The organism is Ruegeria sp. AH3 (genome assembly GCF_056536265.1).
Genome location: NZ_JBQFJL010000001.1, coordinates 283,112 through 303,785, shown reverse-complemented (window position 1 = coordinate 303,785; position 20,674 = coordinate 283,112). Strand labels below are relative to the sequence as shown.

Annotated in this window: 14 protein-coding genes; 6 read left to right on the top strand and 8 right to left on the bottom strand. The window is 58.0% G+C overall.

Annotated features, from left to right (window positions below; translation table 11 throughout):
- Nucleotides 1-8 precede the first annotated feature (8 nt).
- Both ACR3EM_RS01465 and ACR3EM_RS01460 read left to right on the top strand, forming a co-directional pair.
- The gene (locus ACR3EM_RS01465; RefSeq protein WP_480469047.1) at nucleotides 9-1,241 is read left to right on the top strand and encodes a mandelate racemase/muconate lactonizing enzyme family protein; all 1,233 of its coding nucleotides are present in this window, start codon (nucleotides 9-11) and stop codon (nucleotides 1,239-1,241) included.
- 114 nt (nucleotides 1,242-1,355) lie between these two features.
- Nucleotides 1,356-1,643, top strand: a complete 288-nt coding sequence (locus tag ACR3EM_RS01460; protein WP_480471877.1) for an ArsR/SmtB family transcription factor — start codon at nucleotides 1,356-1,358, stop codon at nucleotides 1,641-1,643.
- Between the two features lie 5 nt (nucleotides 1,644-1,648).
- On the opposite strand, the gene ACR3EM_RS01455 is transcribed toward ACR3EM_RS01460, so the two are convergent.
- Nucleotides 1,649-4,690 (bottom strand): ABC transporter transmembrane domain-containing protein, encoded by a 3,042-nt coding sequence (locus tag ACR3EM_RS01455; RefSeq protein WP_480469046.1) that lies wholly within the window; start codon nucleotides 4,688-4,690, stop codon nucleotides 1,649-1,651.
- Nucleotides 4,691-4,859: 169 nt separating this feature from the next.
- Between ACR3EM_RS01455 and ACR3EM_RS01450 the strand changes: the two genes are divergently transcribed.
- Nucleotides 4,860-5,249, top strand: a complete 390-nt coding sequence (locus ACR3EM_RS01450; RefSeq protein WP_480471876.1) for a DUF3307 domain-containing protein — start codon at nucleotides 4,860-4,862, stop codon at nucleotides 5,247-5,249.
- 3 nt (nucleotides 5,250-5,252) lie between these two features.
- On the opposite strand, the gene ACR3EM_RS01445 is transcribed toward ACR3EM_RS01450, so the two are convergent.
- Nucleotides 5,253-5,714: an Lrp/AsnC family transcriptional regulator gene (locus tag ACR3EM_RS01445; RefSeq protein WP_480469045.1), complete on the bottom strand. Its 462-nt coding sequence runs from the start codon at nucleotides 5,712-5,714 to the stop codon at nucleotides 5,253-5,255.
- A gap of 142 nt (nucleotides 5,715-5,856) precedes the next feature.
- Here ACR3EM_RS01445 and ACR3EM_RS01440 point away from each other — a divergent pair, with 142 nt between their 5' ends.
- The gene (locus ACR3EM_RS01440; RefSeq protein ID WP_480469044.1) at nucleotides 5,857-9,285 is read left to right on the top strand and encodes an indolepyruvate ferredoxin oxidoreductase family protein; all 3,429 of its coding nucleotides are present in this window, start codon (nucleotides 5,857-5,859) and stop codon (nucleotides 9,283-9,285) included.
- Nucleotides 9,286-9,526: 241 nt separating this feature from the next.
- Here the strand turns inward: ACR3EM_RS01440 and ACR3EM_RS01435 are convergent, their stop codons facing one another.
- From ACR3EM_RS01435 to ACR3EM_RS01410, 6 genes are all read right to left on the bottom strand, one after another.
- Nucleotides 9,527-10,831, bottom strand: coding sequence for an NAD(P)/FAD-dependent oxidoreductase (locus tag ACR3EM_RS01435; protein WP_480469043.1), 1,305 nt, complete (start codon nucleotides 10,829-10,831; stop codon nucleotides 9,527-9,529).
- On the bottom strand, nucleotides 10,828-11,502 hold the full coding sequence (locus ACR3EM_RS01430) for a TetR/AcrR family transcriptional regulator (protein WP_480469042.1): 675 nt from the start codon (nucleotides 11,500-11,502) through the stop codon (nucleotides 10,828-10,830). Before ACR3EM_RS01430 ends, ACR3EM_RS01435 begins: the two co-directional genes overlap by 4 nt.
- Nucleotides 11,503-13,047 carry a trimethylamine methyltransferase family protein gene (locus ACR3EM_RS01425; RefSeq protein WP_480469041.1) on the bottom strand — a complete coding sequence of 515 codons (1,545 nt, stop codon included), beginning with the start codon at nucleotides 13,045-13,047 and terminating at the stop codon, nucleotides 11,503-11,505.
- A gap of 2 nt (nucleotides 13,048-13,049) precedes the next feature.
- Nucleotides 13,050-15,452 carry a GcvT family protein gene (locus ACR3EM_RS01420; RefSeq protein ID WP_480469040.1) on the bottom strand — a complete coding sequence of 801 codons (2,403 nt, stop codon included), beginning with the start codon at nucleotides 15,450-15,452 and terminating at the stop codon, nucleotides 13,050-13,052.
- Between the two features lie 107 nt (nucleotides 15,453-15,559).
- Nucleotides 15,560-16,189, bottom strand: a complete 630-nt coding sequence (locus tag ACR3EM_RS01415; protein WP_480469039.1) for a glutathione S-transferase — start codon at nucleotides 16,187-16,189, stop codon at nucleotides 15,560-15,562.
- 79 nt (nucleotides 16,190-16,268) lie between these two features.
- Entirely contained in the window at nucleotides 16,269-16,766 is a 498-nt protein-coding gene (locus ACR3EM_RS01410; protein ID WP_480469038.1) for a class I SAM-dependent methyltransferase, read from the bottom strand.
- A gap of 228 nt (nucleotides 16,767-16,994) precedes the next feature.
- Here ACR3EM_RS01410 and ACR3EM_RS01405 point away from each other — a divergent pair, with 228 nt between their 5' ends.
- Nucleotides 16,995-18,767: an ABC transporter ATP-binding protein gene (locus tag ACR3EM_RS01405; protein ID WP_480469037.1), complete on the top strand. Its 1,773-nt coding sequence runs from the start codon at nucleotides 16,995-16,997 to the stop codon at nucleotides 18,765-18,767.
- Nucleotides 18,760-20,673 carry an ABC transporter substrate-binding protein gene (locus tag ACR3EM_RS01400; protein ID WP_480469036.1) on the top strand — a complete coding sequence of 638 codons (1,914 nt, stop codon included), beginning with the start codon at nucleotides 18,760-18,762 and terminating at the stop codon, nucleotides 20,671-20,673. The genes ACR3EM_RS01405 and ACR3EM_RS01400 overlap by 8 nt, the downstream gene beginning before the upstream one ends.
- Nucleotide 20,674 lies beyond the last annotated feature (1 nt).

Sequence of the window (20,674 nt, the reverse complement as noted above, 5' to 3'; positions counted from 1 at the left end):
AATACCAAGTGAAACTGCAGGATCTCGATGTCATCGTCACCGCGCCTCCGGCACCCGGTTGGGGCGGGCGGTATTGGATACTGGTCAAGGTCACGACCGATACGGGCGTGATCGGTTGGGGCGAATGCTACGCCTCTTCCGTCGGTCCCGAAGCCATGACCCATGTCATCCGCGATGTGTTCGAACGACACATGATGGGGGAGAACCCCGAAAATATCGAACTGATGTTCCGCCGCGCTTATTCCAGTGGCTTCACCCAACGCCCTGATCTGACCGTGATGGGCGCATTTTCAGGGCTTGAGATCGCTTGCTGGGATATCCTTGGCAAAGACCGGGATCGTCCGGTTTATGCGTTGCTGGGCGGGCGGATGAATGATCGCATTCGGTCTTATACCTATCTCTACCCCCTGCCTCAGCATAATCTGACAGACTTCTGGACCTCACCTGAACAGGCCGGGGAATGTGCTGCTGAAATGGTGCGTCGCGGTTATACGGCCGTCAAATTCGACCCTGCAGGCCCTTATACCATCCGGGGCGGGCATATGCCTGCGATGACCGATATCTCAATGTCGGTGGCCTTCTGCAAAGCCATTCGTGAGGCCGTGGGCGACAAAGCCGATCTGCTGTTCGGAACCCATGGGCAGTTCAATACCGCCGGCGCGATTCGTCTGGGTCAGGCGCTTGAGCCTTATTCGCCGCTCTGGTTCGAGGAGCCGACCCCGCCCGACATGATCGAGGACATGGCCCGCGTGGCCCGCGCTGTACGCATCCCTGTTGCAACGGGTGAGCGGATGACCACCAAAGCTGAATTCGGCGCGGTTCTGCGTGCTGGTGCCGCCGAAATCCTGCAACCCGCGCTTGGTCGCGCTGGCGGTATCTGGGAGATGAAAAAAGTCGCCGCTATGGCCGAAGTGTTCAACGCCCAAATGGCACCTCACCTCTACGCCGGACCGGTAGAGTGGGCGGCCAACATCCATCTGGCTGCATCCATTCCAAATCTCCTGCTGCTGGAAACCATCGAAACCCCGTTCCATGACCAGTTGATCAAAAGCTCGATCCGGGTCGAAAACGGCTTCGTCACCCCACCGAGCGCACCCGGCCTGGGGATCGATGTGGACGAGGACCTTGCCCGCGCCAACCCTTATTCAGGCGACGGGTTGCACCTGCAGATGCAGGAAGATCCTTGCGATTATGAGCATGGAAACGCCTTTCAGGGTGGTGCTCCGGCAACCGAGGGGTGACAATCCGCGACCAGTTGGGGCATATTATGCGAACCCCCTAATGGCATATCGGTTTATTAAGTGACGACGCAGCCCCCTGAAACCAAGACACCATCCGCAGATACCTCGGCTGACATGAAAGAAAGCGCCACTCAAGCGACCACGTTCCTGAAAGCGCTGGCGCACGAAGGCCGTCTCATGACCCTGTGTCACCTGGGTGCAGGTGAGCGATCCGTGGGCGAATTGGAAGCTCTGCTGGGGATGCGGCAAGCAGCAGTCAGCCAGATGCTAGCCCGCTTGCGCGAAGAACAGCTGGTCAAAGCACGCCGCGAAGGCAAAACAATCTACTACGCACTGAACGACGGCAAGACCGAACGCGTCATAGCGCTACTCTATGACCTGTTCTGCCAGCCAGAAAGCTGATCCGGTCAGTTCGAGACGTATCCCGCAATCACCTGCAACAGCTTGAATGCTGTCGCGGCATCGTTTTCGACAACCGCCAGGAATTCCTCTTCCCCGATGCGCAGGCACGACAGATCGGTTTCGGCGATCATACTCAGCGCGCGTGGCTCCTTGCGGATCAGGCCAAGCTCTCCGACCAAAGCCCCTGCCCCGACCTTGGTGATTAACTGATCTGCCTCTCCCGGATGGGGCAGATACAATCCCGCTTCGCCTTCCAGAATGACATAAGCACCATCCGTCGGCTGATCATCCTTGAGGAAGATCACCTGCCCCGGCTTTGCATCGAACCAGCGCGCACCAAAGGCCAGCAGGCGTAACTGACGACGGTCCAGACCAGAGAACAGCGGCGTCTGCTCCAGCGCCCGCAGCTTGCGCCCAAGGTCAGCCGAGGCCGCGCCGTCGCCTTCGACATCGGTGGGTCCTTCATCCGTCACGACGCGACCTTGCCGGATTTCAACGTACATGTCGAATACGTCCGGGCTTTCAAATTGGTCATTCAGATAGATAACGGTCGCTTCTGGCAGCAATTCGCGCAGGTTCTTATACACCGCCACCTGCGTCTGCATATCGTAACTGGCCAGCGCGTTTTCGAGGATCAGGATATCCGGCTTCTTGATCGCAGCACGGGTAAAGGCCAGAGGTTCGGCAAAAACTGCAGGCAGGTTCTGACCACCCAACGCCACCGGCACGTCATAGATCAGTTCGACCACCATCGGGCGTGCGCCGTTTTCGGCCAACACATCCACAATCAGCTTGCGTGCCTCATCCGTGCGCGCGCCGCCAATCTGACTGACCTTGCCAAAGAGCGCGTTCTCCATCACCGTCAAACCCGGTGCAAAGGTGGCCTCATCCAGTGGCACAAAGACGTTGTGCAACCGTTCCAGCAGTTTCTCGGAATGGCTGTGTCGCAGCTCTAGAATGCGGTTCTTCAATTCGTCCGAGAAAGCCGGGCCGATCTGTTCCGCCGAAATCACGAATGGCACAGCCAGCAGGTTGGCCAATTGCTCGTCATCTAGCCCGCTGACGCCTTCCTTGCGGGTCTGTTCGACCAGCTCAACTGCCGCCTCGTAGGTTGTGACCTCAAGGCCCAGCTTGCGGAATAATGGATGATCTGTGCCGTCCAATCCAAAGATCTGGCGCAGCATTTCGATTACATCTCGGGTCAGGTTGGCCAGTGTTTCATCCAGCCCTAGCTCCCGCAGTTGCCCCAGGAACACCGTTTGTTTTGCCAACAGTTGCTGTGTGACCGGCACACGAGGGGTCGCGAACAGCAGGTTCTCTACCACAGGCAGCGCGGGGTTGTAAGCGCAACGGTCAAAGACCAACGCCTGCTGTTCCAGCCCAGCCTCGCGCACAGCTTTTTGCACCAATGGGCGCAATTCAACCAACTTGGCTGCAAGTTCCGGTCGCTCTTTTGCATTGAAAACCTGTTCGGCGCCCCGCTGGAACAGCGTTGCACCCGAACCCATGCCGTCGATCAGTCTAAGCCACCATTCACGCAGATGAGTGATATCGTCGAAACCGGCAAGTCCGGGGTCTAACCATTCCGCCTGAAAGGGATCTGTGCTGTTGCCCGCCCGCAATGTCTCGGCGAAATCGGGATCCTCGGTCGCAGTAGACATCGGACGCGACCGGATCGGCATCATGACGTTCTCGCCCAGCGTTCCCTGAAACATGACCGGGCGCGAGGTCGCCAGACCGATCCGCGCTGCAACAACGCTTTGGTGCAGCCCTGACATATCGACCCCACCAACCTCAAGCCTTCCTGAGGTGGGCAAAACCTCGCGCGTTAGCAATTCGGTCAGGGCGTGGCGATCTTCTTCGCTGGGGGCCGCGATACCGATGGTCTGGCCCGCAGGAAAGGTCAGATCCAGATCGTCCAGCACCTGATTACCGTCGATATCGCGTACCGAAATCCGGTTAAGGACGATATCGCCATTCAAATGCGGACGCTGGTCGGGCTCGCCATCGAAAAGGGATTCGTTGATCATCCCGTCCGGCGCGAAACGTTCAATCACAACTTCCCAGCGCAGCGACATATCCTGCGTCTGGTTATAATAGGTCAGCAATTCCTTCCATGGAGAACTCAGGTCCTTATACGCCGCCAGCGCGGCCACCAGCGCCCCTAGCGAAACCGAACCCTGCAACACCAGCAGGCCACCCACCAGATAGAACATGAACGGCGTCAGTTGCGAGATGAAGTTGTTGATGAACTTCATAAAGAATTTTTTCTGATAAATCTCGAACCGGATGCCGAATAACCGGCCCAACTGATCCGAGATCATCGCCCGACGATAGCGCCAACCGCCATTGGCCCGCAGGGTCGAAGCACCCGCCGCGTTCTCGCCGATCTGAGCAGCCAGTACGCGGACTTCTTGTATGCGTTTCTTGTTCAGAAGATTGATTTGGCGCTGCAAGCGCGGAATCAACCAAGCCTGCAAAGGTATCAATGCAACCGCTGCCAACCCGAACCATACGCTTTGTAAAAACAGGAACGACAGGATGGTGATCATTTGCCCGGCCTGCAGCACTGGCTGGCTGATCGCATCGCCCATTAACCCGCCCATCGGCTCGCTTTCGGCGGTGATCATCGAGACCATCTCGCCCTGGCTCACACGCTCGAAATAGGGTTGCGGAAAGCGGAGCGCGCGGCTGATCAACTGATACCGGAAACGGCGCAGCATCCGTTCGCTCAGGACACCTTTCATGGTATTGATGCGCATCTTCATCAAGCCATGGGCCAAAACGGCCGCCAGGAAGGCAAAGCACAAGATCATCAGGAACGTCGTCTGCGGCAGCGCATAACCCCAGACGTTGACAATATCGCTGGTCGCGCCGATCGCATCGTTGATAATACGCTTGGGCAGTTCCAGCGTCAGATACAACAACGGAAACAGCGTCGCTGTCACGGCCAGCAGGATCAACTGGTCGCGCTTGGAGTATTTCCAGATGAACCGAAAAATCGTTCGTTCTATGGAACCCGCCCCTGCTTTTGATCCGCCGCTCAAATCGATGTTTTTGGCGTGAATACAACAGCCCGAAGTTACCGCAATCGTATCCGTGGACGCAATTAAATTTCCAAATTGCGCCGAATTACCCTTGTGTGAACAAGTTCATTTGCGCGGCAGCCAATTACCCCCTAGTCTTCTGATTCAGGACGATATCGGGAGGATTAATTTGCCTGCCAGTTTTGGCGCTGTGTTTCTGTTGCTCTGTCTGCTTCAGATCAAACATATGTTTGCCGATTATTATTTACAGACGCCCAAAATGCTTTCCGGGCGAGGCTCGTATTTCCATGTGGGGCGCGCGCAGCACGCAGCTGTGCATGTCGTGGGCTCAGTCCTTATCTTCGCGCTGTTTCGCGCGCCGGTAGAATTCATCCTGATCATTGCCGCGCTAGAGTGGATCGTGCATTTCCACATCGACTTCGCTAAAGCGCATTATTCAGAGCGAAAGCAGCTGCAACCCAATCAGGCCGCATTCTGGCGCGCTGCCGGTCTGGATCAGCTTATGCACAACCTGACTTATATCGGCATGGCTTGGGCTTGGGTGTCCTTCGCCACCTGATACTCAGGGAACTACCGGACGATTCCGCTTGATCGGGCGCAGCACGACATTGGTTTGCGCGCTGGCAACGGCTGGCAAGCGGAACAAAAAATCCTCGAGGAAAACGTTATAGGCCGCAAGGTCGCGGCACAGAACGCGCAAGTGATAGTCCGCCTGCCCGGTCGTGGCATAACACTCCTGAACTTCCTTGCTGGTCTCAACGGCCCGGATGAAATCCACGATCTTCTCGGGGTCGTGGCGCGTCAGATGTACATGCACGATAGCCTCGAAGGTAAGCCCTATAGCGGGAGGATTTACCAATGCACCATAACGCTCGATCACCCCCGCCTCTTCCAGCGCTCTGACCCTGCGCCAAAGGGCCGAAGCCGACATTCCGACGGTATCGGCCAATTCGGCATTGGACATGCGGCAATCACTTTGCAGCAGAGTGAGGAGGCGGCGATCTCTGTCATCGAGTTCAGTCATAGTGGTTTATTTATCCGATTTTTTTCAAAGATTCGAGATACTCATCCTGTTTACTCACATATCTCGCGATTTTAGGCAAAATTATTCAGCCTCGCCGGGATAAACTTCCAACTCTTACAGTTAACACCCATGGATCGCCGGAATGAGCCACCACGACCCCAACCCCCGCATCTATCAGCTTGAGGACCGCTATGCCCTGACCCAAGGCCGGGTCTTTCTGACGGGCACCCAAGCTTTGGCTAGGATCATGATGGATCAGGCACGCAGGGACCGGGACGCAGGTCTGAACACAGCCGGTTTTGTCTCGGGATATCGCGGCTCTCCTCTGGGTGGATTGGACCTCGAACTCTGGCGCGCCAAGGAGCGGTTAAAAACCGACCGCATCACCTTCATGCCCGCAGTGAACGAAGACCTCGGGGCGACGGCTGTGCTTGGGGCGCAGCAGGCAACACTGGATCCGCATTGCGAGGTCGAGGGTATCTTTTCCATGTGGTACGGCAAAGGCCCCGGTGTCGACCGATCCGGGGATGCCTTGAAACACGGCAACGCCTACGGCTCTGCACCAAAAGGCGGAGTGTTGGTTGTGGCTGGCGATGACCATGGTTGCGTCAGCTCTTCGATGCCGCACCAGTCGGATGTGGCCTTCATGGCGTGGTTCATGCCCACGTTGAACCCCGCCTCGGTCGGGGAATATCTCGAATTCGGGGAATACGGGTTCGCCCTGTCCCGCTTTTCTGGCACGTGGGTCGGGTTCAAGGCCATCTCGGAAACAGTCGAGAGCGCACGCTCCGTCAACCTGCGTCCAGACCGAAGCTTCACACTGCCGCGACTTGACCTGCCCGAACGCGGATTGCATGTGCGGACCGCAGACCTGCCCTCACCCGAGATTGAAACTCGTATCCAACACAAGCTGCGTGCCGTACGGGCCTTTGCCGAAGAGAACCCCATCGACCGGCGCATTTATGACATCGACAATGCGAAGTTCGGCTTCGTGACCACCGGCAAGGGGCATCTGGATCTGATGGAGGCCTTGCGTCTGCTGGGTCTGGATGAGGCCGCCTGCCGCCGTCTGGGGATCGACATCTACAAGGTTGGCATGGTCTGGCCGCTGGCGCGCCGCAACGCATTGCGCTTTGTGAAGGGCAAAGCCGAGGTTCTGGTCGTCGAGGAAAAGCGCGGCATTATCGAAAGCCAGTTTAAGGAATACTTCTATGACTGGCCCGGTGACAAACCCCACAAAATGGTGGGGAAGTATGACAGCCATGGTGAGCCGCTGATCCCGTGGACCGGGGAGCTCAGCCCCTTGATGCTAGCCCCCATCGTGGCCGCCCGCCTTGATACGTTCTTTCCGGAAGAAAACCTGCCCGCCAAGGCGCGCGCTCTGACTGAAACACCTCCGCCCGTCATAAGTGTTTCCGGCGCAAAGCGGACACCCTATTTCTGCTCGGGTTGCCCGCACAATACTTCGACCAAAGTTCCCGAAGGCTCCACCGCCGCCAGCGGAATCGGTTGCCACGTCATGGCCTCGTGGATGGATCGCGAGACGGTCGGCTATGCGCAGATGGGGGGCGAGGGCGTGCCCCATGTGGTGGCTTCGCAATTCAACGGCGGCAAGCACATCTTCCAGAACCTTGGTGAGGGAACGTGGTATCATTCGGGCTCTCTCGCTATCCGTCAGGCTGTAGCTGCCGAGACGAACATCACGTATAAAATCCTCTACAATGATGCGGTCGCGATGACCGGAGGGCAGCCGGTAGATGGACCTGTCAGCGTAGCGGGTATTGCCCAGACCTGTCGCGCCGAGGGGGTAGAACGGATCGCGCTGGTCTCGGATGATATCTCCAAATTCGACCGCGCCAATTTCCCGGTGGGAACCACGTTTCACGATCGGGCAAAGATGGACAGCTTGCAACGAGAGTTGCGCGACATTCCCGGTGTCACGGTTCTGATCTATGAACAAACCTGCGCCACCGAAAAGCGCCGCCGCCGCAAGCGTGGCACGATGGAGGACCCCTCGACCTTCGTCTGGATCAACGATCTGGTCTGCGAAGGCTGCGGCGACTGTTCAGTCGCGTCGAATTGCCTGAGCGTTGAACCGCGCGAAACCCCGCTGGGTCGCAAGCGCAAAATCAATCTGAGTTCCTGCAACAAGGATTTCTCGTGCCTGAACGGGTTCTGCCCGAGTTTCGTGACCATCGAGGGCGCAACCCGTAGAAAGCGGACCATAGAACTGGACCTCAATGTGATTGAGGCGGATTTACCCACTCCTGAAGTTCACTCACTGGATAAGCCATTCGATCTTCTGGTAACGGGCGTCGGCGGAACCGGCGTAGTTACAGTTGGAGCCTTGATCACCATGGCGGCGCATCTGGAGGGCAAAGGGGCCTCAGTTCTGGATTTCACCGGCTTTGCCCAGAAATTCGGAACAGTGCTGAGCTATATTCGCCTTGGCACCGCACCCGATGCGCTTAACCAGGTTCGTATTGATCAGGGCGCGGCGGATGCGGTGATTGGCTGCGATGTGGTCGTCAGTTCGGCACCCAAAGCCTCCGCCCATTATACGCATGGCACACAGGTCGTGCTGAACTTGGCCGAGATGCCGACCGGAGATCTTGTGCTGCGGCGTGATGCTCAGCTTCGGGTCGATGCACGGGAACAGGCCATTGCCGATGTGGTGGGAGCTGACAATCTGTCCAGCCTTGATGCAAACGCAATTGCCGAGGCGCTGCTTGGGGATACAGTCTTCGCCAATGTCATCATGTTGGGCTACGCGTGGCAAAAGGCACTGGTACCCGTCTCGCACAGCGCGCTGGCTCAGGCCATCCTGCTCAACGGTGTCGCGATCGAGAAGAACCGGCTGGCTTTCGCACTTGGGCGATGCCTGGCGGTTGATCCCGGCCGGGTTCAGGGGCTGACGCAACCGACCGAGGCAGAAGAAACGCTCGATCAGATGATCGCGCGTCGGGTTGCGTATCTGACAGAATATCAGGACGCGGCTTATGCTGAACGCTATGCGCAGCAGATCGAAGCAATCCGTGCATCCAAGCCGGAAATTTCTGGTCGTGTCCTGGAGTCCGTGGCCCGCAACCTGTTCCGATTCATGGCTTATAAGGACGAGTTCGAAGTGGCCCGGTTGCACACATCCTCTGCCTTCACGGATGAACTTGCGCAGCAGTTCGAGGGTGACTTCAAAACCAAATACCACTTCGCCCCGCCGATGTTCAGCTGGCGAAAAGATGAACGCGGAAGGCCGCTCAAATTTGCATTGGGTCCGTGGATGCGCCCGGTTCTTCAGAGGTTATCACAGCTGCGTGGTTTGCGCGGATCAGCGTTTAACCCCTTTGGGTATCACGCTGAGGCGCGTCTGCATCGGGATATGTTGGGATGGTATCAGTCACTGCTGGATCAGTTGCAGGCAACCTATTCCTCCGAGGATGACGCCATTTGGTATGATGCGTTGGCTTGCGCCGATGAGGTCCGGGGATATGGTCCGGTCCGCATCGAGGCCGCCCGCGCGGCGCGCCTCAAGGCTGACGGACTGCTGAAAGGCCAATCCGGTCAGGCGACCTGATGCGGACATGAGGATCGAAAGATCTTGAGCCACCGTTTGTCGAACATATCGATGTCGGCAGGAAAGCTCTCAGGGTGGATGAGGAATCCCCAATCACTGCAGAGACACCATGCGTTGTTGATGGTGATAATATGCATGAAGGGTTTACGCGGCCATGGAGCAGAACATGCGGGGCTTGATCTGTCATAGGAACGGCCTTTTTTCCAGTTCCCCGGAAAGTCAGGCCGACCCACGCTGCCGTCTAGCCCAGAACCGAGAAACTGCTTTCGTTATTGATCGGTCGTTTGCGCGAGTAGAACCCGACATCGATGCTGCGCCCGATATAGGGCAGCTCGAACCGCAGCGGATTTGCATCGTGATCCGCCCCGCCCTCGCAATAATCGATCAGGGCCGCCATCATCTTGCCCGCGATCGGGGCGTTCTTGTACTGGTTCCCGCTGGTGCCGCAGGCCATGTAGAACCCCGGAAGGCTAGATTTGTCGTAGATCGGAATCCAGTCGGTTGACGCATCATAGAGATCGACCACACCGCGGGTTTTCGATGGAATGCCAAGGCTCGGAACCCGCTGCGCATATCGCATCGCCTGCGTGGTCCACTGATCAGTAAAGTCTTGATTGTAGGTCTTATCGTCCTCGCACCACTGATGCGGGTCGCATTCCGGGTCTTCAGATCCGATCAGGATGTGATTGCCATGTTCAGGTCGGCAATAAAGCGCGATATCGCTGTCCGAAACGATGGTACCCTGGCTTTCGAAATCAAAACCTTCGGGCGCTGGAACGTGCACCACTTCCTGCCGGAGCGGACGGGTTTCGATGGTCATGTCGTCCAGAACCCCAGCCATGCCGTTGATGATCGCCGAGCCGGGGCCCGCGACATTCACGACGACTTTCGCGTGGATTTCCTCGCCCGAGGCCAGTTTGACGCCCGAGACACGCCCAGCGTCGGTGAGGATCTCCACCACCTCAACACCTGTGCACACTTTTGCGCCGTGTTGTTTGGCGGCATCCATCAGGTTTTGCGCCGACAAGGCCGGGTCCGTGACATAGCCCGCTTTGGGCCAGAACACAGCACCCTGCATCTTCTCTCCGTTGGGTTGTCCGAATTCGGGATCATCCATGCGCTTTGCCGGGGCAAAGCTATCAAGCGAATAGATCGGCAAGTGTTTCTTAATGTCCTCCGGTGACCATTCCTCGAACGGGCACTCCAATTCGGTGCTGTTGGTTTTGTGTTTGTCCAGATACCCGTTGGCTCCGGTCTTCATGACCAGACAGCCGGTCTGCCGAAATTGGGCCAGATTGGCATCCTCCGGCAGCCCCAGATACTCTGCCCAATCCCGCCAATAATGATAGCCCTCCCACGCGAACGCAGTTCCATCAAATGTCGAGTAATGCATTCTGATGATGGCGCAAGATCCGGCGGTGGAGCCATGTCCGACCTGCGTATTGCGATCCAGCGACAGGGTCTTCCACCCGGCCTTCGACATCTCGAACGCGATGGCTGCGCCGATCACGCCAGTGCCGATGATGATTGCATCTGGCTGACTCATGCGGGGTCTCCTTTCCAGTGGCTCCGGCTATATCTGCTGAATTCTTCAACTTCTTCGGCGCGCGGCTCGACCCCGGTGAAAACATAAAGGTAATGGGGGACCATCGAGATTCGCACCGAGATGGGTTCATTCAACTGCGCGAGGTCATAACCGATCTGCATATAATAGAGGACACGCGCGCGGGTCTCGGCCTCAACCTCGGTATAGCCATAGCGCGTGAACATCGCATGCAACGCTTCAAGCCGCCGTGCATCGGACTGGTCCAGCGCGCGGCGCACCTTGCCGGATTTACGCGCCCAGTCGCGAATGGCAAAGTCCAGTGCGGTGTCGAACAGATCGGTATTCACCACGCAGCGATGCACATTGCAGACCGCACCTGTTATGGTCTCGGCCGGAGCCTCAGCTTGCGCCACCAGAGCCGCCGTGTTCATCGCCTGCCAGCGTGCCAGCAGCGCGTCCAGCAGTTCTTGCCGGGATTTGAAATACCAATAGAAAGATGACCGCGACACGGCCATCCGCTCTGCCAGGTTCAGGACCTTGATCTGATCCACACCGTCCGAGATCAGTACGTCCATCGCCACGTTCAGCCAATCGTCACGCGTGACCTTGATGTTCCCGACCAGCGGCTCGGCCTTCGGGTCATCACGATGAAGGATGGGTTTGGTGTTCATTCAACTCTCCGGCGGCGCGCCGCCCTCTTCCGTGCGTCGTGCGATGAAATCCTTCAATGCGCCGATGCGATCCATATCCGACGACGGCGCTTTGAAATTCGCCAGAATATCCTTCCACACACCCGTTGCGCGGTGGTTCGCGTCGATCGAGCCGCGCTCGGCCCAAGTACCGAAATTGGCATAATCATGCAGGTGGGGCTCATAAAACGCGGTGTTATAGCGCTCCATCGTTTGGCTAGTGGCAAAGAAATGACCACTGGGCTCTACCTCGCTGAGGGCAGTGTCGAACCCGATCTCAGCCCCACCGGCCTGCGCGCCAGCACATAGCTCGGCCACCATGTTCAGCACCTCAGCGTCGCAGATCATCTTCTCGAAGGACACGGTCAGGCCACCTTCGAGCCATCCAGCCGAGTGAATGATCACCGTCGCCCCGGCCATTAGGCAGCCCCATAGCCCGAACTGGTTTTCATTGGCGGCCTGTACGTCGTTGATGTTGGCCGCAGACCCGGCTGCTGAGCGCCAGGGAAGTCCGAGATGCCGGGCCAACTGACCGGCAGCCAGCGAGGCCTGGAAATGCGACGGCGTTCCAAAAGCGGGTGCACCGGATTTCATATCAACGTTGCTGGTGAAGGTCCCATAGCACACGGGGGCACCGGGGTTCGTCAGTTGCGTCAGGGTCAAAGCCGCCAGCGCCTCGGCGTGCGACAGGGTGATGGCCCCGGCAACGGTGATTGGTGCCATCGCCCCCATCAGCGTAAACGGCGTGATGATCGACATCTGCCCATGGCGGGCAAAGTCGATCAGCCCCTGCGCCATTGGGATATCCAACGTTCGGGGGCTATTGGTATTGATGATCGTATAGCAATGCGGATTGGCCTGGAAATCATCATCGCTGAGCCCGCGCGCCATGGACAGCATCTCAAAACAGTCCATCACCTGCGGCGTTCCACGCGAAAAGAAAAACGGGAACTTGTCCGTCAGCTCCATTTGCGCCTGTGTCGTAAAGTAGTGCCTCACGTTGGTCGGCACGTCCTGCGGCTCCACCTGGGGCGAGATCATCTGGAAGACATCGAAGTGATGCGTGAGCTTCAGAAACTCCAGATAATCCTGTCCGGTCGCCGGTCTGCGCCCGCGTTCCAGATCGGTTGCGTTAGGTGCCCCTGCCCCGGGCTGAAACACCAAAGAGCCCAGCTCCAACGTGAAATCCCGCCGCCGCGCACCCGCGCGACAGGCTATGGATTTGGGGGCAGAAGCCACTGCAGCCTCGACCATGTCGCGACCGATGAAGACCATCTCGCTGTCTTCATCCACGCGTGCACCGCCCTGCGCAAAAATCCGGCGTGCCTCGGGCAGCAGGACTTTTACACCCAGCTCTTCCAGTGTGCGCAGGGCGGTGTCGTGCATGTCCGCGATCTGATCCGCCGGAAATACTTCCATCTGCGGAAACGGATTGCGAAGCTGGCGATAGTTCACATCACGACTGGGCTGTGGGGCCGCCTCAGCCCCACGCCCCCGGCGACGGCGTCTTCCGACCTCTGCCTCCATGATCAGCCTCGCATCGCTTTGCCCTGCGGGTCGTAAGGCGACGGCGCAACCACGCGGGCGGGGCGTTCAACGCCGACCACATGGACCGACAGCTCGGTCCCTGGCTCAGCCTTGTCGCGATCGACCAGAGCCATGGCCAGTGACTTGCCGGTGTAATGGCCGTAGCCGCCCGAGGTGACAAAGCCCACACGCTCTCCTCCGGCCCAAATCGGTTCATACCCGCTGGCATCGGCGTCATCTGCATCAACCTCAAGCGTGACCTGAACCTGCGCCGGACCATTGCCTTCGCGTTCGGCAAGTGCCGCCTCTTTGCCGACGAAGTCCTTATCCCAGTCGATCCAGCGATCCATACCGGTCATGCCCGGCGTGTAGAGCTGCGTGAACTCCGCCGACCAGATGCCAAAGCTTTTCTCCAACCTTGTCGACAACATCGCGTTGAAACCGCATTCGCGGATGCCCTCGTCAGCTCCGGCCTCCAGCAGCATGCGGCGTAGTTTGATATGATCGCCATAGCGGCAGTTGATCTCATACCCTTTTTCGCCGGTCACCGACATGCGCGCAACGCGGCCGCGAACCAGACCGATATCGAATTCACCGCAGCCCATGAATTTCAGGCCCGAGATATCCTGCTCAGCCAGCTTCTCAACCACTGCCTGCGATTTGGGGCCAACCACGGCGAAGCCGCAATATTCCTCGCCCAGATCGCGCACAGTAACGCCATCCATCTTGTGATCGTCAAACCAGCGCATATGCCAAGCCCGCAGATAATAGCTGCCCATGATCCACCAGGTGCCATCGCCCCAGTTCAACACGGTGAGGTCACCCTTGAGACGCCCATTCTCACCCAGCATCGGCGCCAGCTTGGCCCGACCCGGCGCGGGGAGTTTTGAGGCCATGACATTGTCCAGCCATGCCTCGGCATTTGGCCCGGTAACTTCGAACCGGGAAAAGCCCGAGATATCCAACAAGCCAACCCCTTCGCGGATCACCTTACATTCTTCAGCCACGATCTCATGTGCGTTCGACCGCTTGAGCGTTGGCGTCTCCTCGAACCCTTTCGGTGCGAAATAGAGCGGCACTTCGAGGTCCCAGCTCACACCCCATTTGCAACCCGCCTCGGTCATTGCGTCATGAGCCGGAGCCATTTTTAGCGGACGGCCTGCCGGCAATTGCTCATTCGGATAGGTCATCACGAAACGGCGGGAATAGAACTGACCGGTCGTCTCGCGGATGTAGCGTTTGTTTTGTGCAAAATCGCCATATCGTGCCACATCCATCGGCCACGCATCAGCCTCGGGCTCTCCATGGATCATCCATTCGGCCAGCGTCTTGCCGACGCCACCGCCTTGCAGGAACCCGGCCATTACGGCACAGGCTGACCAATAGCCGCGCTTGCCGGGCACGGGACCGACCAGAGGGTTTCCATCGGGCGAGAAGGTAAACGCGCCGTTCACCCATGTCTTGATGCCCACATTCTGGATCGAAGGATAACGCTCAAAGCCCAGCGTCAGTTCATTTTCGATCCGGTCGAGTTGTTCCTGAAACAGCTCCTCGCCATAATTCCAAGGCGCACCGTCCATAGCCCAGTGTTCGTGATCAACCTCGTAGATGCCAACCAGAACGCCCTTCTGGTCCTGCCGCATATAAGTAAAGCCTTCGAGATCGACCGTCATCGGCATCTCGAAGTCGGCTTCGGCCACTTCTGGGACAGAGTCAGTGATCAGGTAGTGGTGTTTGAGCGGCGAAACAGGCAGTTCCACGCCAGCCATACGCCCCACCTGTTTGGCCCAGAGACCAGCAGCGTTGACCACATGCTCACAGGTGATCGTGCCTTTGTCGGTTACCACCTGCCAGCCATCGTCGGTCTGGATCAGCTCTTCGACTTTGGTCTCTTCGTAATACTCAGCACCGCGCTTCTTGGCTGCGGTGGCATAAGCCTGCACTGTGCCGGTGGTGTCGATGTAACCTTCGCGATCCGCCCACATCGCGCCCAATACGCCATCAGTAGACATGATCGGGCAACGGCGCTGTGCTTCTTCCGGGGTCAGTAGCTCGCAATCATCAATGCCGATGGATTGGAAGATGCGGTAATTGGCCTGCAGCCACTCCCACCGCTCAGGCGTGCCGGCCAATGTCAGGCCGCCGGTCATGTGCAGACCGATATTCTGACCCGACTCCTTTTCGATCTCGCTGAGCAAGTCGATGGTGTAGGCCTGCAGCGATGCCATGTTGGGATCGGCGTTCAGGGCATGGATGCCACCGGCCGCATGCCAGGACGAACCGGACGCCAAGCGCCGCCGCTCCAGCATAACCACATCGGACCAACCGAACTTGGCCAAATGATACAGAACCGAGGCGCCAACCACGCCGCCACCGATGACTACGACACGATACTGAGATTTCATCCTGCACTCCCCTGCATGACTCGCAGAGGACGCTAATAGCACTGTTCACTTCTGTCTAGACATTTCTGTACAGTCCTGTGCCTGATGAGATTTGATGCAAAAATAACCTAAAGCTGAGCGCTGGGGCGGCTTTTGATTACGTCAAACCAAGCTTGCGTTGCGGTGTTCCCGGCGGGGACACGCATTTTGATGACGCGAGCGAAATCGACGAAGACAAAGGCCGAGATATCGGCCAGCGAAAACGCGTCACCGGCGAGGAACGCACTCTCGCGCAGACGACTTTCGAGCAGATCGAAAAACTTGTGCACCCGGTCGCTCCCGCGCTGCGCCAGCTCGGGGATCTGCGCATAATTCACCGGGCCGGGAATCGCCCTGTCCCTAAAGGCCGGGTGCGCATTTCGCAGCGTTTCGGCAATCGGTAAGCCGCCTTGCTGCTCAACAAGCGCGTTCCACATCAGCACCATGCCTTTTTCGTCCGGCGTTTGACCCATGAGGGCAGGTTCAGGAAAGCGTGCTTCGAGATAGGCCGCGATACCCAAATTCTCAGTCAGGACCGACCCCTCATCCGTCACCAGAACGGGCAAGGTGGCACGCGGATTCACAGCGCGAAACGCATCGCTCAGCTGCTCTCCCTCAGCGATTGAAATGTCACGCGTTTCAATCTGAATGCGCTTCTCGGCGATAAACATCCGGGCGCGGCGTGGATTGGGGGCGGTCGAGCAATCGTAGAATAACATGACGCAACTTCCTTCGAGGCATGACATCTCGAAGGTTAGCGGCCCTTCCGGTTAAATACGCAAGTTACCCCACGGCATTTCAGCGTTGATAGATGAAGCAGCGCCCTTCAACCGCGCCTTCTGGCAAGGGCAGTTCCTTCAAAGCCTCGAAATACATCCGGTCGCTCGACACCATCAGCCCGCCCGGAGCCAGCAACGGCTCGATCAGAGGCGAGACGAAGCGGGCAAAAGCGTCATTCTTTTCCCGATTATGTCCACCAAGATCGGCATGAATTAGGCTGGCAGATGCACCGAACCGTTCGACCGAGGCAGGCAGCGTCTCGCGTACATCGCCCAGAATCACCAGATCGTCGGGCGGGGTTGAATCCGGATGTGAGGCGATCGCACGTTCGAATACATAGATCGAACGATCCGGAATATACTGCACCATATGGTGATAGGTGCGCCCATTGCCCAAACCCAACTCAAACACGGGACCGGGCTGGCCTGCTGTCTGCGCAATCGCAAAATCCAGGCAGGCACGCTGTGACACCATGCGATCGATGAACAGATCCAGTCGGCTTTGTTGCTGGGACACGGGCAAACCTCATTGTTTTGGACAAGCCTAATAGGCATCGGTTGCGCCTTAGATGACAAAATCTCAAGACTTTGTGTAGGTGCCCCGGCATGCATTTCATATTTCCGCGACGTTTCTGCGCAAGAAGGTGTTTGACTAGGCCGCCCCAACCGCGCGAAACTGCGTCAAAAAAGTCAGGGAGATTACTAAGCCGATGTTATCAAGCGGCCAGCCGGGTGGAATTCCCGCATGAATGCATTGTTGTCCGTCCGGGATCTGAGCATAGGTTTTGGCGCAGGCGAAGCCGTTGTTCGGGATGTCAACTTTGACGTTGAACCGGGTCAAACGCTGGCCCTGGTCGGAGAATCAGGATCGGGCAAAACAATTTCGTGTAGGGCCGCGCTGAGAATTCTGCCACGTACGGCACAGATTCGCAGCGGATCAATCAGGCTGAACGATTCCAAGGGCACGGCAGAACTCACCGAAATCAGCGAGAAACAGATGCGCGGCATTCGCGGCAATCGGGTTTCGATGATCTTTCAGGAACCGATGCGCTCGCTGTCGCCGCTCCATAAAATCGGCAATCAGGTCAGTGAGGTTCTTTGGCTGCATCGCGGCGCATCCGAGGCTCAGGCCCGTAAAGAAGTTCTGACCCAGTTCGAACGCGTGGGCTTCCCAGACCCTGCGCGCGCCTATGACAGTTACCCGTTCGAGCTGTCTGGTGGTATGCGTCAACGTGCGATGATCGCCATGGCCATGGTCTCAAAACCCGAACTGTTGATCGCGGATGAGCCGACAACCGCGTTGGATGTGACGACGCAGGCGCAGGTTCTTGGACTGATCAAGGAACTTCAGCGCGAGACCGGTATGGCACTGATCCTCGTGACCCACGATCTTGGCGTTGTCGCCAATATGGCCGAGCAGGTCGTGGTGATGCACAAGGGCCGCGTGATGGAGGCCGGACCTGCCGCACCGATTCTGAACGAACCGGCGCATCCCTATACAAAACAGCTGTTTGATGCAGCACCCGAGATTCCGGATCAGGATGCCGTGGGGCTACCGATGCCCGATGAGGATCTGATCCTGCAGATGAAGGGTGTATCAAAGACCTACACGATGCGGTCCAGCAAGGGTTGGAAGGCCGACAAGCTGATCCATGCCTGCCGTGGGGTCGACATGAAGTTGGCCCGCGGCAAGACGCTGGCGATTGTAGGCGAAAGCGGCTCAGGCAAGACCACCGCCGCCCGGATCGCGTTGGGCGCGGAATTGCCCGATCCAGGAGGCGAGGTGTTATTCCGCACCTCTGTGGATGCCGAGCCGATCACCGTCCACAAGATGTCGCGCGCCGAGCGCACCGCCTTTCAGCGCAAGGCACAGATGGTGTTTCAGGATCCTTACAGCTCACTCAGCCCCCGAATGCGCATTCAGGACGCCATGACCGAGCCGCTTGAGATCCATAAATTGGGCACGGCCGCTGAACAGCGAGACAAAGCAGCCGAAATGCTGCAACGGGTCGGGCTGAGTGCCGATATGCTCAAACGCTATCCCCATGCTTTCTCGGGCGGTCAGCGCCAGCGCCTGTCAATCGCGCGCGCGATGATGCTGGACCCCGCGCTGATTGTCTGTGACGAGCCGACCTCGGCCTTGGATGTGTCCGTGCAAGAACAGATCCTGACCCTGCTGGAAGATCTACAGGACAGTCTGAATCTGTCCTACCTGTTCATCTCACACGATCTGGCTGTTGTGGCCCGGATCGCTGATGAGGTCGCCGTGATGCGTCAGGGCCTTGTTGTTGAACAGGCCCCGCCCGAAACCCTGTTCTACAATCCTCACCACCCCTACACCAAGGCACTCATCGCTGCCCAGCCTGAGCCCGATATCAATCGCCCGATCGACCTTAAACTGGTCGCTTTAGGCGCGGGTTCGCCGGACAGTTGGGATGATGCCTTCCGATTTTCCGACTCCGTGGTACCTTCACTGGTAGAAATGGAGCCCGGCCATAAGGTACGTTGCCATGTTTAAGACCACTCACCGATTGTTTCTGGCCACCACGCTGGTCCTTGCGGGCACTCTATCCGCGATGGCAGAAGTTCCCTCAAACCTGCAAGAGAGCGCCTTCTGGCAGTCCGAAGTTGACAGCGGAAACCTGCCCCCTGCCGCCGAACGTGTTCCACAAGACCCGCTTATTGTTGACCTTTCCGCCAAAGGGCGCGAGTTCGGGACCCAGGGCGGCACATTACGCACAATGGTCACCCGGTCCAAAGACATCCGGCAGATGGTGGTTTACGGCTATGCACGGCTTGTCGGTTTCGATCATGAATACAACATCGTGCCCGACCTGTTGGCCGCGTTCGAAAATGAAGACAATCGTAAATTCACGCTAAAGCTGCGCCCCGGTCACAAGTGGTCAGACGGCACACCCTTCACTTCGGAGGATTTCCGCTATTGGTGGGAGGATGTTGCCAATAACGAACTACTCAGCCCCTCCGGCCCGCCGGATTTCCTGCTTGTCGAAGGCCAGCCACCAGCGGTGAGCTTCCCGGATGAGACAACGGTGATCTTTGAATGGGGGGACCCGAACCCGAACTTCCTGCAATCGCTGGCGCAGGCCCGCCCACCCTTCATTTACCGGCCATCCGAGTTTCTCAAGCAATATCACGAGAAATTCGCCGACCCCGAAGAGCTGGCCTTTCAGGTTGAAGACGCCCGTGTCAAAAGCTGGGCCGCGCTGCACAACAAGCTCGACAATCTCTATAAGTTCGACAACCACGAATTGCCGACGCTGCAGCCTTGGCTGAACGCAAGCTCGGGTAAGAAAATCCGCCATAGCTTCATACGCAATCCCTACTACCACCGCATCGACACGAAGGGAGTGCAACTGCCCTATATGGACGTAGTCGAGATGGAGATCGTGGCTCCCGGTCTAGTTGCCGCGAAGACCAATGCAGGCGAAAGCGACCTGCAGGGGCGTGGGCTGGCCTTCCGGGACGCTTCGATCCTGAAAAAGGGCGAGGCGCAGGGCGAGTACAAGACGCTGCTGTGGAAAACCGGAGTTGCGTCACAGATCGCCATCTACCCCAATCTGAATTTCGAGGACGAAGCCTGGCGTGACGTGCTGCGCGATGTGCGTGTGCGCCGCGCCCTGTCGCTGGCAATTGATCGCAAGACGATTAATCAGGCGCTTTATTTCAAGCTGGCGCAGCCCGGTGCGATGTCGGTTCTGCCAGCTTCGCCCTACTATAGCGAAGAAAACGCGCAAGCCTGGGCGCAATACGACATCGATATGGCAAACGCCCTGCTGGATGATGCCGGTCTCAGCCAGCGCGACAAGAATGACATCCGCCTGCTGCCCGATGGTCGCCCGATGGAACTGGTGATCGAAACCGCCGGAGAACGGCAAGAGGTCGAAAACGCACTGCAGATCGTCACCGATACCTGGCGTGAGATTGGTGTGAAATTGGTGATGCGGCCTCTGGACCGGGACATCCTGCGTAACCGGGTCTTTTCCGGCAACACAATGGCATCGGTCTGGTTCGGTTGGGATGATGGGATCCCGCAGGGCCACACCTCTCCGGCCTATCTGGCACCCACGGATCAGGTGTTTCTGGCTTGGCCGAAATGGGGCCAATACTATCAGACCGGCGGCGATGCGGGCGAGGCGCCTGACATGCCCGAGGCTGAACGTCTGATGGAGCTGGCGCACAACTGGGAAATCGCCACCACCGATGCAGAGCGCGAAGCTGCCTGGCGCGAAATGCTGGATATCCATGCTCAGCAACTTTATGCGATCGGCATTCTGAATGGCGCACCGCAGCCCGTCGTGGTGTCGAACCGTCTGCGCAATGTACCCGAACAAGCCATGTGGGCGTGGGAGCCCGGCGCACATTTCGGCATTCACCGCCCCGACGAGTTCTTCTTCGCCGACTGAT

Excerpts from the sequence above, each read along its gene's own strand:
- ACR3EM_RS01460 (WP_480471877.1), top strand. The coding sequence starts at position 1,356 with ATGAAAGAAAGCGCCACTCAAGCGACCACGTTCCTGAAAGCGCTGGCG.
- ACR3EM_RS01400 (WP_480469036.1), top strand. The coding sequence starts at position 18,760 with ATGTTTAAGACCACTCACCGATTGTTTCTGGCCACCACGCTGGTCCTT.
- ACR3EM_RS01435 (WP_480469043.1), bottom strand. The coding sequence starts at position 10,831 with ATGAGTCAGCCAGATGCAATCATCATCGGCACTGGCGTGATCGGCGCA.
- ACR3EM_RS01445 (WP_480469045.1), bottom strand. The coding sequence starts at position 5,714 with ATGACTGAACTCGATGACAGAGATCGCCGCCTCCTCACTCTGCTGCAA.
- ACR3EM_RS01425 (WP_480469041.1), bottom strand. The coding sequence starts at position 13,047 with ATGGAGGCAGAGGTCGGAAGACGCCGTCGCCGGGGGCGTGGGGCTGAG.
- ACR3EM_RS01415 (WP_480469039.1), bottom strand. The coding sequence starts at position 16,189 with ATGTTATTCTACGATTGCTCGACCGCCCCCAATCCACGCCGCGCCCGG.
- ACR3EM_RS01420 (WP_480469040.1), bottom strand. The coding sequence starts at position 15,452 with ATGAAATCTCAGTATCGTGTCGTAGTCATCGGTGGCGGCGTGGTTGGC.
- ACR3EM_RS01440 (WP_480469044.1), top strand. The coding sequence starts at position 5,857 with ATGAGCCACCACGACCCCAACCCCCGCATCTATCAGCTTGAGGACCGC.
- ACR3EM_RS01430 (WP_480469042.1), bottom strand. The coding sequence starts at position 11,502 with ATGAACACCAAACCCATCCTTCATCGTGATGACCCGAAGGCCGAGCCG.
- ACR3EM_RS01405 (WP_480469037.1), top strand. The coding sequence starts at position 16,995 with ATGAATGCATTGTTGTCCGTCCGGGATCTGAGCATAGGTTTTGGCGCA.